This is a genomic window from Mycolicibacterium arcueilense, from assembly GCF_058536225.1.
Genome location: NZ_JBZTYL010000007.1, coordinates 786,205 through 799,875, shown reverse-complemented (window position 1 = coordinate 799,875; position 13,671 = coordinate 786,205). Strand labels below are relative to the sequence as shown.

The following is a 13,671-nucleotide window of genomic DNA, read 5'->3' as shown; positions in this document are numbered from 1 at the left end:
CCTGGCGAGCGACAATTCAGCGACAATCGAAAAGCGTGTCCAAGCTGCTGGTATGGGAGTAGCATCGAACATGTGTTCGAATTGCTCAATCGGTCGGCGCTCCGTGAATACACTGACGCCGCACTGATCGACGCGCTCGAGCACCGCACCCGCGCCGAAGCCATCGAAGCCGCCGGACGTCTGGCAACCATCGCCGAGATCGTGGCCCGCCACTGCGACGACGAAGACAACATCTCCGCATTCCGGGTGATCGACGGCTGGGAAACCGCCACCGCCGCGATCAGCGCCGCCTGCAACCTGACCCGCCGCGCCGCCTCCACCCAAATGCGCATCGCCCAAGCCCTACGCGAACGGCTCCCCAAAGTCGCCGCCGTATTCGCCCGCGGAGACATCTCAACCGCCGTCGTCTCCACCATCACCTGGCGCACCCAACTCGTCACCGACGACGACGCCATACAACTGATCGACACCGCCCTGGCCGGCGCCGCCACCACCTACGGCGCACTGACCGCCTCCAAGACCGAACAGGCCATCGACGTATGGGTCGAAAAATTCGACCCCGCCGCCGTACGCAAAACCCGCACCGCCGCCCGAGAACGCGACATCCACTTCGGCGACCCCGACGACCCCAACGGCACCGTCTCCATCTGGGGACGCCTACTCGCCACCGACGCAGCCCTGCTCAAAAACCTACTCAACGCCATGGCCCGCGGAGTCTGCGACAACGACCCTCGCACCCTCGGCCAACGCCGCTCCGACGCACTGGGCGCCATCGGCGCCGGAGCCGACCACCTCACCTGCCAATGCAACAACCCCGACTGCCCAGCCACCGGCGTCGACCCCCGCTCCCGTGCCGTAGTGATCCACCTACTCGCACAACTCCTGCCCCAAAGCGCCGCCAACGCCCAAGAAGACGAGGACCACGCCGGCGCAGACGACGCCACCCAGGAGCCCGACGGCAATGACGACCCGGTCGACACTTCCGCCGACGAACCTGCAGCGCAACCACCCCGCGACCCACGCATCCACGGCGAACCCGATCCCAGCGATCACGCCGACGACCGGAAACCGGCTGTAACCGGCGGCCCCGCAGTCATTCTCGGCGGCGGGATAGTGCCCGCACCGCTACTGGCCGAACTGATCGCCACCGGCGCCACGGTCAAACACCTCACCGACCCCGAGGACCTCACCACCCAAACCAACTACCGGCCCTCGGCGAAACTGGCCACATTCGTCCGGATGCGCGACCTCGTGTGCATGTTCCCCGGCTGCGCAGTATCAGCCCACAACTGCGACCTCGACCACGCCACCCCCTGGCCACAAGGAGCCACCCATCCCGGCAACCTCGGCCCCAAATGCCGAACCCACCACCTCCTCAAGACATTCCAAACCGGCGAGAACGGCTGGACCGACACCCAGCACCCCGACGGCAGCCACACCTGGACCTCCCCCACCGGCCACACCTACCAAACGACGCCCTTCAGTCAGATCCTGTTTCCCGATTGGACCAGCCACACCCCAGCCCCACCGACAACACCAGCACCAACACCCACCACCACCGACCGGCACATGAAAATGCCGCTGCGCCAACAAACCCGCCAACAAACCCGCACCCAACGCATCAACACCGAACGCCGACTCAACACAGAACAAGACAAACCGCCGCCGTACTAATCGAATTCGATGATGCCGCGGATATTGCGCCCCTCACGCATATCGGTGATGGCGTCGTTGATCTGATCGAGCCGGTACCGCCGCGTGACCAGTTCGTCGAGTTTGAGGTGGCCGTTGCGATACATGTCCAGCAGCATGGGCATACTCGCACGGGCGTTCATCCCGCCGTAGAGCAGTCCCTTGAACGTCTTGCAGTTCTGCAGCATGTCGACCAGCACCATCGGCACCATGCTGAGCTCGATCTTCGGCACGGCGGTCATCAGGCAGGTACCCCCCTTGCGGGTCAGCATCAGGGCCGGCGCCACCATCTCTGCGCGTACGACGCTCGGTGTGAGCACCACCCGGTCTGCCATAACCCCGCGGGTCAGTTCCTGAACCAGCGGTATCGCTGCTTCCATCGACGGACAGGTGTCCGTCGCGCCGAAGAACTTCGCCGTGTCCCGTTTGAACTCGACGGGGTCCACCGCGATCACCAGGTTGGCGCCTGCTGCACGGGCACCCTGAACCGCGTTCATCCCCACTCCGCCGGTGCCGACGATCACGACTGTGTCGCCGGGCTGTGTTCCGACACCGACGGTTCCCGAACCCCAGCCTGTCGTCACGCCGCAGGACAGCAGTGATGCGGCCACGAGTGGAACCGACTCGTCGAGCTTGATCACCGAATGTTCAGACAGGACCGCGTATTCGGAGAAAGTGCCGAGCTGACCGAAGGCCATCAGGTCCTCGTCGCCGAGGTGATGCCTGATGGTGTTGTCGGTGACCATCTCCTTGGCCATCATCATCGCCCCGTTGTCGCAGAGGTACGTCATCCCCGACACGCACCAGCGGCACGTGCCGCACGCCGCGATGAACGACAGGCCGACGTGATCGCCCGGTTGCACAGACTGCACACCCGGCCCGACGGCCTCGACGATGCCGGCCCCCTCGTGTCCACCGAGCATCGGGAAGTAGTCCGGCGCAGGCATACCCATCGCCTCGTATATGGCCAACAGCTCCGGCGTCGGCACCATGTCGCCGGTCGCGAAGTGGTCGTCGGTGTGGCAGATCCCGGCCACGGCCATCTTTACCAGGACCTCACCGGTTCGCGGCGGGTCGAGGGTGACCTCTTCGATCTCCCAGTCCAGCCCGACGCCGCGCAGTACTGCGCCCCGGCACTTCAGCGGCTTTGCAGGTGATTCGGTCATTCATCGAGCATCTGTCCGCCATGCAGGGCGCAATAGCGTATCCGCATACCCCATCTAGGCTCGTCTGCATGTCTGACCCGCAACCCACCAACTGGGCCGCCGGCCGCTATCAAGCAGTCGCCGAACAGATCGTCGTCATCGCCGGTGAGGTCGTCGCCACCGCCGACCGGCTGCGGCCGGTCCGCGACACCACCCTGGTCGACCTGGCGTGCGGCACCGGAAGCGCTGCACTGGCTGCCACTGAGGCCGGGGCCCACGTCACCGGCGTGGACCTCACCGCCGAGCTGATCGCCATCGCCTCAGAGCGCCCTGGAGCCGACGCGGTGCAGTGGGTCGTCGCCGACGCCGCCCACACCGGGCTGCCCGCGGGCGGATTCGACACCGTGGTGTCGAACATGGGGATCATCTTCGTCGAGCCCACCAGCCTGGTGGCCGAGGTCGCCCGGCTGTTGAACCCGGGCGGGATCTTCGCGTTCTCCACCTGGATCCGTGACGAGGCCGGCAGCCCGTTCTTCACCCCGATCGTGGAAACCCTCGGTGCGCCGCCGGCGGCGGCCTACTCGCCCGATCAGTGGGGCGATCCCGATGTCGTGCTCTCGCGCCTCGGCGTTGGTTTCAACGATGTCCATTTCGAAACCGCCTCACACACATGGAAATTCGACTCTGTCGAAACGGCGGTCCGATTCATCTCGGACGAATCGCCGATGCACGTCAACCTGCTGAGCCGGCTGGATGACGTGACGCGAACCCGGCTGCTCGACGCCTTCACCGCGGCGCTGGCCGCACAGACCGAGGACGACGGCCGGGTCGTCTTCGACGCGCCCTATGCGGTGGTGACGGCACGCAAGATCAGGAACGATTAGCGCGCCCGCGTCCCGCCGGACAGCATGGTCTCGACGCTGTCGGCGAAAGCCGCGGTGGTGAAACAAGTCGGTTCGGCGAACTCTTCGAGCATGAGCGCGTCGTTCCAACTGGCGTCGGCCGCGGTCCGCAGCAGGGGTTTGGTCATCGCGACCGCGTGCGGCGGCAGCGCGGCGACCCGGGAACACCATTCGTCGGCGGTGGCGAGTAGCTGGTCGTGGGCGACGACCTCGTGCACCAGGCCCAGCCGCTGCGCGGTTTCGGCGTCGATGTGCTCGCCTTTCAGGTAGTAGGCCAGCGCACCCTGATAGCCGAGTCGCCGGGTGAGCGCCCAACTGGTGCCCACCTCCGGGATCAATCCGAGGCGGGCGAAGGCAGGCACGATGATGGCCCGCTCACTGGCGATGGTCAGATCGCACGTCAGCGCCCAGGCCAGCCCGACACCGGCGGCCGGACCGTTGAGGGCGGCCACGAAGACGGTGTCCGAGCCCGCGATGAGCCGGGCGATACCTCCGAATTCGCGTCGTATCCAGCGCCATACGTCCGCCGTTCCCTCGGCCCGGTACCGATTCTCGACGGCCGCACGCATCATGCGCAGGTCGCCGCCCGCGCTGAAGCCCGGGTCTGCGCCCGTCAGCACGACAGCGCGAATCTCGTTGTCTGCCACCAACTCCTCCAGAGCCCGGCGCAGCTGCCGGACCAGCGGCGCGGACAGTACGTTCAGCCGGTCAGGTTCGTCGAGGGTCACCACCGCGCGGTCGCCGCTGCGCTCGACCACAATCCGTTGTGGCGCAGCCGGATCGTCGCCTTCGGCAACCATGCCGCGATACAAGGGCTCGTCCATCAGAAATTCTCCTCAATCGGTTTGGCCTGCAATGCATTCCATGCCGCATCGGCAAATGTCTCGACGACCTCGCTGTCCATCTCGGTGACATCGCCGGCCACCCAGTGGCGGGCGTACTCCTGCGCGGGGCCGAACCATAGGGCGGCCGTGACGCCGGGATGGATGGCGGAAAGCACTCCGTAGGCGCGGTGTGGCCGCCACCAGGCCTGGATCGCCGCGAAGAAGTCCTGATTGGCCGCCCGCAACGCGCTGCTGTCGAGCCGGTCGCCCAGCAGGAGTGCGGCTTCGCCGCGGTGTGCTGCGATCCAGTTCAGGTGATGCCGCACCCCGCCGCGAATTCCTTCTTCGGCGGTGTCCTGCCCACGCAGCATCTCCACGAAACCGGCCTGGTACTCCGCCATGACCTGGGCGTAGACCGCCGCTGCCAGCGCCGGCTTGTCGGGAAAGTGGTGGTAGAGCGATCCGACGCTCACCTCGGCCTCACGCCGCATCTCGTCGAGCGTCGGGGCGATGGTCCCCTCCGACCCGAACCGTCGTCGCGCGACCGCCAGTAATCGGTCCCGCGCGCCCCTACCCTTTGACGGCGCCACGAGGATTACTCTAGCAAAACCGAGCAATCCTCTAAAGAGCTGTCATTCTGCCTGGTAGAGGATTCCGCGGCCGATCGCTTCCCGCACCTCCGGCAGCGCGGCCTGCGCCAGTGCGTCGGCATCGACGCCGTGATGGGTGGCCAGCAGTTGGATCAAGGCACCCAACGGCACCTCGCCGCGGCAGCCCGCCAGAAGCGCTCGCATCACCTCGTCGACCCCGATGACGGCGGCCGGACCGCCAGGGCGGCGCACCGCGGCGCCCACCTCCTGCCAGCCATCCGGCCCGGGCAGCGCCTGCGCCTCCAGGAACACCGGCGCCGTGGAGAGCCGGGCTGCGAGCAGCGTGTCGTCGGAGGTGTCGCGCAGGAATGCCCGCCGGGCGAAGAACGCGTCCACCTCGGCTCCGGTGACCGCCTCGTCGACGCCGGTGATCTCCTCGAGGATCTGCTCGGGCAGTTCCCCGTTTCGCGGGACCCGCAGCGAGATCATGCCCATCCCGACGCCGGCGATCCCCTGTTCGGTGAACCAGTCGAGCCATTCACCACCGCGCTGCGCCTGCCGATCGAGGTCTTCTCCGGCGTCGGCCAGCCACAACGAGACATAGCTGACCGGGTCGGCCAGCTCGCGCTGTACCACCCAGGCGTGCAGGCCGGTGCCGGCCAGCCAGCCTGAAACCCGCTCCCGCCAGTCGTGGCCCTCGCGCACAATCCAGTTCGCCATGATGTGGGCAGTGCCACCCGGGGACAGATGATCACCGATCTGCTCGATCAGGCTCTGGCACAACGCATCTCCCGCCACACCCGAATCGCGGTAGATGTAATCGCGGGCACCCGAACCCACCACGAACGGTGGATTGGAGACGATCAGATCGAATCGCTCGCCCGCCACCGGTTCGAAGAGGCTGCCCTGACGCAGGTCCCACGACATGCCGTTCAGCCGTGCAGTCATCGCGGCCAGTACCAGCGCCCGCTCGTTGGTGTCGGTCGCGACGATCTCGTCGCAGTGTGCGTCCAGATGCAGCGCCTGGATACCGCATCCGGTTCCGAGGTCGAGAGCGCGGCCGACCGGGTTACGCGTGACCGCCCGCGCCAATGACACCGACGCCCCGCCGATGCCGAGCACGTGATCGTGTCGCAACGGCCCCCGGCGCACCGCCGCGTCCTGGTCGGACACGACGTAAAAATCCCGGGCTCCGTCGCTGTGCGGGCGGATGTCGAGCGCGGCCCGAACCTTGTCGCCGGTGAACTCCAGTACGCCGCCCGCAGCCAGCGCCTGCGGGCTGGTCGACGGGAATGCCGCCTCGACCAGATCGCGCGCCTCCTCGGTCCCGAGCAGCAGCAGACGCACCAGCACGGCCAGCCGCTGCCGGTCCGCCGGGGCGGCATGGGTGACCCGCAGGACCGGCCACCACACGCCCCGGCCCAGCGCGGCGTTGGCGTCGGCGCCGAGCAGCTCGGCCACCCCGTCGGTGGTGAATCCGGCCGATCGCAGGTCGGCACCGATTGCGTCGACCAGGTCAGGATCGACCACACCGGCATCGATGCCGCTCAAAACAACCCCATCTCTTCGGGCTCGGCCGGCTCGATGAGCTCGGGGCCGTTGTTGCGGACACTGTTGACCAGTCGTGACACCTCACGGACGGCGATCCGGTCGAGATCCCCGTGACCACGCAGCAGGCCCTCGTCGATGGGGGCGTCGGGATCCATCCAGCGGTCCCAGTCGGGCGCGCTGATGGTCAGCGGCATCCGGTCATGGATCTCGGCGAGCGGTCCGGCGGAGTCGGTGGTGATGATCGTGCAACTGAGCAGGGGCGGCGCGTCCTTCGGTGCGCCCTGCGGACGCCACGTCGTCCACAGCCCCGCCATGAACAGCAGCTCGCCGTCGGCGCCGTACATGTAGTACGGGGTCTTGGCGGCTTTCTTGCCGGCCGTGTCCGCGTTCGGCTTCCACTCGTACCAACCGTCCATCGGGATCAGACACCGCTTGCTCTTGGCGGAGTTGCGGAATGCCGGTGACGTGGTGACCTTCTCGGCGCGCGCGTTGATCAGCAGCGGTCCCTTGGTGTCGGGGCCGCCACCCTCGGCCGTCTTCACCCACGGCGGGATCAGCCCCCAGCGCATGGACCGGACCCGGCGGGTCGATTCGTCCTCCGGCTCGGTGTGCCGTTTGACCACGCTGCTGATGCTCGTGGTGGGGGCGACGTTGTAATTGGCGCCTGCCACATCCTTGTCTCCCGGGCTCGACGCGCTCTCGTCGAGCGCCTGGATCTTCTGCGCCAGCAGCGCCGGATCGGTGGTCACCGCGAAACGTCCACACATAGTGCCCATGGTTGCAGAGTCCGCGGACAAGGCAGGATGTAGTGCGTGAGTGCACGTGAGGAGCAAACAGAACACTGGCAGGCCCCGTCGACGACGGTGCCGGTCGACGCCACCGTCACGGTGCCGGGTTCGAAGTCTCTGACCAACCGTGCACTCGTACTGGCCGCTCTGGCCACCGCGCAGGGGCCCTCCACCGTCAGCGGCGCGCTGCGCAGCCGCGACACCGACTTGATGATCGACGCGATCCGCACCCTCGGCGTCAGCGTCACGGCAGCCGAACACGACGACACCGCGCTGACCGTCAGTGGCCGCATCGCGCCGGCCCCGGATGCGCGGGTCGATTGCGGGCTGGCCGGCACCGTGCTGCGGTTCGTGCCCCCGGTCGCCGCGTTGGGCACCGCCTCGGTCACCTTCGACGGCGACGAGCAGGCCCGGTCCCGGCCGATCTCCCCGCTACTCAACGGGCTGCGTGGGCTCGGAGTCGAGGTGGACGGTGACGGTCTGCCGTTCGCGGTACTCGGCCGGGGCGCCGTCGCCGGTGGCACCGTCGAGATCGACGCGTCGGGTTCCTCGCAGTTCGTCTCCGGGTTGTTGTTGTCGGGTGCGACCTTCACCGACGGGCTCACCATCGTGCACACCGGAGCCTCGGTGCCGTCGGCCCCGCACGTCGCGATGACGGTGGCGATGCTGCGCGACGCCGGGGTGCAGGTCGATGACTCGACCCCCAACCGCTGGCGGGTCTCCCCCGGGCCGGTCACCGCGCGGGCCTGGCACATCGAACCGGATCTGTCGAACTCCACGCCCTTTCTGGCCGCTGCGATCGTCACCGGCGGAACGGTGCGGATCGCAGGCTGGCCGTCGGCCAGCATCCAGCCCGCCGACACCATCCTCGACCTTCTGACGAAGGTGAATGCGACTGTCCACCAACGTGATACCCATTTGGAGGTCAGCGGCGCCGAAGGGTATGGCGGGTTTGACGCCGACCTGCACGACGTCGGCGAGCTCGCCCCCACGGTGGCAGCGCTGGCCGCATTGGCCGCTGACGGCTCGACGTCACGGCTGCGGGGTATCGCGCACCTGCGCGGGCACGAGACCGACCGGCTGGCCGCACTGACCGCCGAGATCAACGGGCTCGGCGGCGATTGCGCCGAGACCGAGGACGGCCTGCTCATCACCGCACGGCCGCTGCACGGCGGAGTGTGGCGCTCTTACGCCGACCACCGGATGGCCACCGCCGGCGCGATCATCGGCCTGCGCGTAGCGGGTGTCGCGGTGGAGAACATCGAGACCACCGCCAAGACCCTGCCCGATTTCCCGCGCATGTGGGAGCAGATGCTGGCGGGCGACCCGCATACTGGCCTTCATACGAGGGGGAAGTAAACCACTTTGGGAGCGCGGGAATACGACGAGTCCGATGTCCGGATCAGGCCGGGCCGGGGTACCCGTCCGCGCACCAAGACCCGCCCCGACCACGCCGATGCCCAGTCCGCGATGGTGGTGACCGTCGACCGCGGCCGCTGGGGCTGCGCCCTGGATCGCGACCCGCATCACCGCGTGGTCGCGATGCGGGCCCGTGAACTGGGCCGCACCCCGATCGTCGTCGGCGACGACGTCGACATCGTCGGCGACCTGTCCGGCCGCCCCGACACCCTGGCTCGGATCGTCCGCCGTGGTGAACGCCGAACAGTGTTGCGCCGCACCGCTGATGACACCGATCCGACGGAACGGGTGGTGGTCGCCAACGCCGACCAGCTGCTGATCGTGGTGGCTCTCGCCGATCCGCCGCCACGCACGGGCTTCGTCGAACGCGCGCTGATCGCCGCCTACGCGGGCGGCCTGAAACCGGTGCTGTGCCTGACGAAATCCGATCTCGCCGACCCCGAGCCGTTCGCCGCCCAGTTCACCGATCTCGATCTGACCATCGTCACCGCGGGCCGTGACGATCCACTCGACGCCGTCGCACCGCTGCTGACCGATCAAGTCACCGTGTTCCTCGGGCATTCCGGCGTGGGTAAGTCGACGCTGGTGAATCGCCTTGTCCCGGAGGCTGATCGGGCCACGGGCGAGGTCTCGGGCGTCGGCAAGGGCAAGCACACGTCCACCCAGTCGGTGGCACTGCCGCTCGACGGGCAGGGCTGGGTGATCGACACCCCGGGCATCAGGTCGTTCGGGTTGGCGCACATTCAACCGGACGACGTGATCAGGGCGTTCTCGGATCTGGCCGACACCATCGAGGACTGTCCGCGCGGCTGCGGCCATATGGGCCCACCAGCCGATCCCGAATGTGCGCTGGACACCCTGACCGGGCCGGCGGCGGGCCGGGTCGCGGCGGCGCGTCACCTGTTGACCGCTCTGCGGGAAGCCTGACCTGCGCCGACGTCTCGGCGACTATGGTCGCTGATCGTGGCTACTTACGTTCTCACCGGCAGCGCCTCTGGGCTTGGAGCGGCAACCAAGAAACGGCTGGAATCCGACGGGCATCGGGTGATCGGCGTCGACCTGCGCGGGGCCGACGTGAACGTGGACCTGAGCACCCCCGACGGGCGTGCGGAGGCGATCGTCAAGGTCACCGAACTGGCCGACGGCGGCATCGACGGTTTCGTCCCGTTCGCCGGTCTGGCCGCCGCAACCGGCCGTCCGGCGGACCTGCTCATCGCCGTCAACTACTTCGGTGCCATCGAGCTGCTGGAAGGTCTGCGTCCGCTGCTGGCCGGCCGGGAGAACGCCTCGGTGGTGCTGATCAGTTCGAATTCGACGACCACCCAACCCAATTGGCCGGTAGAGCTGGCCGAGGCCTGCCTGGCCGGTGACGAGACGGGCGCCAACACCGTCGCCTCCACCTACGGCGATTACGCGGCGCTGCAGGCCTACCCGGCGACCAAGGCAGCCCTGGCGTACTACGCCCGCACCAAGTCGGCGGAGTACATCGCCGACGGCATCCGGCTCAACGCGATCGCGCCGGGGCTCATCGACACCCCGATGACCCAGGAGGGCCGCAAGGATCCGCTGACGGGTGCGGGGATGGAGCAGTTCCTCAAGACGATCCCCGCCGGACGCGGCGGGCGGCCCGAAGAGGTGGCCGCGCTGGTGACATTCCTGCTGGGCCCCGATGCGGGTTACTTCGTCGGGTCGGTCATCTTCGTCGATGGCGGTATCGACGCCGCCCTCCGGGGCAAGGACTGGCCGAAGGTCTGGGAACTCAACATGTAACGGGTCAGTGCTTGGTCTTGGCCTGGTCGGCCGCAGCCTGCTGCTGTTCCTCCTCGGCCTGCTGCTTGGCCGCCGCGATGGCGGCGCGCCCCTCCGGGCTGGCGGCCGAGTTGCCCGGGGTCTTGGCCGAGGCCACCCCGGCGTTGCAGTTCAGGTTGATCAGCACCGTGTCGGTGACGGGCGCGAAGTTGTCCCCTTTGTGCCAGGACGCCTTCTCCGAGCTCGCCACCACGCAGTCGTCGTCAGCCTCGGAATCACCCGAGCGGGTCGCGACGACACCCTTCATCCCGGCATCGGACAGCTCCGACTGCACGTCGGAGTATTTCTGCCCGGCGTAGTCGTCGGCCGCGGCGATACCGGTGGCCAGTGCACCCACCGGAACGGCCGAGGCGCCCAGCACCAGGGCTGCCGCAAGTAGCTTCCTCACGAACGCAGAATATGAACGACGACTGCGAGGACCCTGGGAGTGCGTCGGGCAATTGCTTGGAGTCTCAGCGCCGGCGCCAGCCCCGCACGGTCGCGATGGCCGTCTTCAGACCACGACGACGTCCCGTCGTCGGATCGGTGACGCCGTACCCGTCGAGCTCGGTGAACATCCGCTCACTGCGCGTTTCCGGGGCGTTGTCGGCCGTGTCCTTCAGGAACCGGTCCGGCAGCGACAGTTTGGCGATCGTGCGCCAGGTCTTGCCGTACTGCACCAGGAACGGCCCCGTGGTGTAGGGCAGGTCGTACTTGTCGCACAGCGCCCGCACCCGGACCGCGATCTCGGCGTACCGATTGCTCGGCAGATCCGGGAACAGGTGATGCTCGATCTGGTAGCTCAGATTGCCGCTCATGAAGGCCAGCACCGGTCCCGAGTTGAAGTTGGCGCTGCCCAGCATCTGGCGCAGATACCACTGCCCCTTGGACTCACCGACCATGTCGGTCTTGGTGAATTTCTCTGCGCCATCGGGGAAATGGCCGCAGAAGATCACCGCGTTGGCCCAGACATTGCGGATGACGTTGGCCACCGCGTTGGCCTTCAAGGTGGACTTGAAGGTGGCACCGGGCGACAGCGACGTGATCGCCGGCCAGACCACGTAGTCCTTGGCCAGCTGGTGGCCGGCCTTGACGCCGAACTCACGGACCCGGACGAGCGTCGCGTTGCGGTTGTCGCGGCCCTTGAAGATCTTGCCGAGCTCCAGGTGCTGCAACCCGACGCCCCACTCGAAGCCGATCGCGAGAAGGGTGTTGAAGAGCAGGTTGCCGTAGAGGTTGAACGGCTTCCACTTGGCATCCCGGGTCACTCGGATGACGCCGTAGCCCACGTCGTCATCCATGCCGAGGATGTTCGTGTACTTGTGGTGCATGAAGTTGTGGGTGAACCGCCAGTGCTTGGACGCCCCGCTCATGTCCCACTCCCACGACGAGGAGTGAATCTCGGGATCGTTCATCCAGTCCCACTGGCCGTGCATGGTGTTGTGGCCGATCTCCATGTTCTCGATGATCTTGGCCACGCCCAGGGTGATGGTGCCCGCCCACCACGCGGAACGCTTCGAGCTCGCCGCGAGCATGACGCGGCCGGCGACGTCGAGCGCACGTTGCGCCGCGATGGTGCGGCGGATGTAGCGGGCGTCCCGCTCACCACGGGAGTCTTCGATGTCTTGTCGGATCGCGTCGAGTTCGATGCCCAGATTCTCGATGTCGGCATCGGTCAGATGCGCGAATGCGGGAACGTCGGTTACTGCCATCGTCAGCCTCCTCTCAATTACCTACGGTAGCGTAACCTACGATCCCGTAGGTTACTAGCCAGTAAAGCTTAAACATCCAGCACGCAGTCGCCGGAAGCGGCGGAAACACACGTCTGGATCCTGGTGCCCGGGTCATGCTCGACGCCGGTGCGTAGATCGCGCACATGCCCTTCGACCAGGCCCACCACACAGGACTGGCAGATCCCCATCCGACAGCCGAACGGCATCTGAATCCCGACCTGCTCCCCCGCGTCCATCAACGGCGTCGCGCCGTCGATCGTGACCTCCTTGCCGCTGCGCTCGAACGTCACCGTGCCCCCGGCGCCGTGCGGAGCCGCCCGCGACACCGCGAACCGCTCCAGGTGCAGGTGCTCGGCGATACCGGCGGCCTCCCACACCTGTTCGGCGTCGTTGAGCATGCCCTCGGGCCCGCACGCCCATGCTTGACGCTCACGCCAATCGGGAACCAACTCACCGAGTTGCGCCAGATCAAGCCTGCCTTCGGTCCGAGTGCTGCGCAACAACAGCCGATAGCCGGGATGCGCATCGTGCAGTTCCGCCAGCTCCTGCCCGAACATCACATCGGATTCGGTTGGCGCGGAATGCACGTGCACGATGTCGGTGATCTGGCCCCGGCGCACCAGGGTGCGCAGCATCGACATCACCGGGGTGATGCCCGAGCCCGCCGTCACGAACAGGACCGTCGCCGGCGCCGGTTGCGGCATGACGAAGTTGCCCTGCGGCGCGGCCAGTCGCACCACGGTTCCCGGCTGGAGACCGTCGACGAGGTGCGCCGACAAGAAGCCCTCCGGCATCGCCTTGACAGTGATCGCGATGGTGCGCGCGGACTTCTCCGGCGTCGAGGTCAGCGAATATGACCGCCAGCGCCAGCGCCCGTCGATCAGCACACCGATGCCGATGTACTGACCGGGCTCATAGTCGAACGCGAACCCCCAGCCCGGCTTGATCACCAATGTCGCCGAGTCGGCGGTTTCCCGCCGCACCTCGACCACCCGGCCGCGCAACTCCCGTGCCGACCACAACGGGTTGGCCAGTTTGAGGTAGTCGTCGGGCAGCAGCGGCGTGGTCACCTGACCTACGATGCGGCGAAGCGCGTTCCAGCCGGGGCGCCGCGCGGCGCCGGCGATCGTGGGGCGGACCGTGTCGGCCACATTGGCCGAGACCTTGATGGAGTTCTTGGCCATGAACCTACGGTACCGTAGGTTACTGCCCCGTAGCTAGTCGTACGTCCGCTCTCAC

Annotated in this window: 13 protein-coding genes; 5 read left to right on the top strand and 8 right to left on the bottom strand. The window is 67.4% G+C overall.

All coding sequences use genetic code 11. The features are described from left to right. Positions 1-72: 72 nt before the first annotated feature. The gene (locus AC4LGL_RS08055; RefSeq protein WP_491838258.1) at positions 73-1,674 is read left to right on the top strand and encodes an HNH endonuclease signature motif containing protein; all 1,602 of its coding nucleotides are present in this window, start codon (positions 73-75) and stop codon (positions 1,672-1,674) included. Here AC4LGL_RS08055 and AC4LGL_RS08050 read toward each other — a convergent pair. Continuing rightward, entirely contained in the window at positions 1,671-2,858 is a 1,188-nt protein-coding gene (locus tag AC4LGL_RS08050; protein ID WP_491838257.1) for an NDMA-dependent alcohol dehydrogenase, read from the bottom strand. The genes AC4LGL_RS08055 and AC4LGL_RS08050 overlap by 4 nt on opposite strands. A gap of 68 nt (positions 2,859-2,926) precedes the next feature. Here AC4LGL_RS08050 and AC4LGL_RS08045 point away from each other — a divergent pair, with 68 nt between their 5' ends. Next, on the top strand, positions 2,927-3,721 hold the full coding sequence (locus AC4LGL_RS08045; RefSeq protein ID WP_491838256.1) for a class I SAM-dependent methyltransferase: 795 nt from the start codon (positions 2,927-2,929) through the stop codon (positions 3,719-3,721). Here AC4LGL_RS08045 and AC4LGL_RS08040 read toward each other — a convergent pair. The 4 genes from AC4LGL_RS08040 to AC4LGL_RS08025 are packed head-to-tail and all read right to left on the bottom strand — an operon-like array spanning position 3,718 to position 7,471. Further along, complete coding sequence (locus AC4LGL_RS08040) at positions 3,718-4,563, bottom strand: enoyl-CoA hydratase/isomerase family protein (protein ID WP_491838255.1); 846 nt, start codon at positions 4,561-4,563, stop codon at positions 3,718-3,720. The genes AC4LGL_RS08045 and AC4LGL_RS08040 overlap by 4 nt on opposite strands. Then, positions 4,563-5,153 (bottom strand): TetR/AcrR family transcriptional regulator, encoded by a 591-nt coding sequence (locus AC4LGL_RS08035; protein WP_491838254.1) that lies wholly within the window; start codon positions 5,151-5,153, stop codon positions 4,563-4,565. The genes AC4LGL_RS08040 and AC4LGL_RS08035 overlap by 1 nt, the downstream gene beginning before the upstream one ends. A 42-nt stretch (positions 5,154-5,195) precedes the next feature. After that, complete coding sequence (locus AC4LGL_RS08030; RefSeq protein ID WP_491838253.1) at positions 5,196-6,704, bottom strand: DUF7782 domain-containing protein; 1,509 nt, start codon at positions 6,702-6,704, stop codon at positions 5,196-5,198. Then, positions 6,701-7,471 (bottom strand): SOS response-associated peptidase, encoded by a 771-nt coding sequence (locus AC4LGL_RS08025; RefSeq protein ID WP_491839300.1) that lies wholly within the window; start codon positions 7,469-7,471, stop codon positions 6,701-6,703. Before AC4LGL_RS08025 ends, AC4LGL_RS08030 begins: the two co-directional genes overlap by 4 nt. A 45-nt stretch (positions 7,472-7,516) precedes the next feature. Between AC4LGL_RS08025 and aroA the strand changes: the two genes are divergently transcribed. From aroA to AC4LGL_RS08010, 3 genes are read left to right on the top strand one after another with little or no spacing between them, the layout of a single operon-like run. Further along, positions 7,517-8,851 carry a 3-phosphoshikimate 1-carboxyvinyltransferase gene (gene aroA / locus AC4LGL_RS08020; protein ID WP_491838252.1) on the top strand — a complete coding sequence of 445 codons (1,335 nt, stop codon included), beginning with the start codon at positions 7,517-7,519 and terminating at the stop codon, positions 8,849-8,851. Between the two features lie 6 nt (positions 8,852-8,857). Further along, positions 8,858-9,838, top strand: a complete 981-nt coding sequence (rsgA, locus tag AC4LGL_RS08015; RefSeq protein WP_491838251.1) for a ribosome small subunit-dependent GTPase A — start codon at positions 8,858-8,860, stop codon at positions 9,836-9,838. A 36-nt stretch (positions 9,839-9,874) separates the two neighbouring features. Beyond that, complete coding sequence (locus AC4LGL_RS08010) at positions 9,875-10,681, top strand: SDR family oxidoreductase (protein ID WP_491838250.1); 807 nt, start codon at positions 9,875-9,877, stop codon at positions 10,679-10,681. A gap of 4 nt (positions 10,682-10,685) precedes the next feature. Here AC4LGL_RS08010 and AC4LGL_RS08005 read toward each other — a convergent pair whose 3' ends face one another. From AC4LGL_RS08005 to AC4LGL_RS07995, 3 genes are all read right to left on the bottom strand, one after another. Next, complete coding sequence (locus AC4LGL_RS08005; RefSeq protein WP_491838249.1) at positions 10,686-11,108, bottom strand: hypothetical protein; 423 nt, start codon at positions 11,106-11,108, stop codon at positions 10,686-10,688. 64 nt (positions 11,109-11,172) lie between these two features. Next, a complete protein-coding gene (locus AC4LGL_RS08000) occupies positions 11,173-12,411 on the bottom strand; it encodes a fatty acid desaturase family protein (protein WP_491838248.1) in 1,239 nt (412 codons plus the stop codon). Positions 12,412-12,479: 68 nt separating this feature from the next. Beyond that, the gene (locus AC4LGL_RS07995; RefSeq protein WP_491838247.1) at positions 12,480-13,616 is read right to left on the bottom strand and encodes a ferredoxin reductase; all 1,137 of its coding nucleotides are present in this window, start codon (positions 13,614-13,616) and stop codon (positions 12,480-12,482) included. Positions 13,617-13,671 lie beyond the last annotated feature (55 nt).

What these genes read in the sequence shown, in the direction of transcription:
- AC4LGL_RS08045 (WP_491838256.1), top strand. Translation starts at nt 2,927, where the DNA reads ATGTCTGACCCGCAACCCACCAACTGGGCCGCCGGCCGCTATCAAGCA.
- AC4LGL_RS07995 (WP_491838247.1), bottom strand. Translation starts at nt 13,616, where the DNA reads ATGGCCAAGAACTCCATCAAGGTCTCGGCCAATGTGGCCGACACGGTC.
- AC4LGL_RS08050 (WP_491838257.1), bottom strand. Translation starts at nt 2,858, where the DNA reads ATGACCGAATCACCTGCAAAGCCGCTGAAGTGCCGGGGCGCAGTACTG.
- AC4LGL_RS08000 (WP_491838248.1), bottom strand. Translation starts at nt 12,411, where the DNA reads ATGGCAGTAACCGACGTTCCCGCATTCGCGCATCTGACCGATGCCGAC.
- AC4LGL_RS08025 (WP_491839300.1), bottom strand. Translation starts at nt 7,471, where the DNA reads ATGTGTGGACGTTTCGCGGTGACCACCGATCCGGCGCTGCTGGCGCAG.
- AC4LGL_RS08040 (WP_491838255.1), bottom strand. Translation starts at nt 4,563, where the DNA reads ATGGACGAGCCCTTGTATCGCGGCATGGTTGCCGAAGGCGACGATCCG.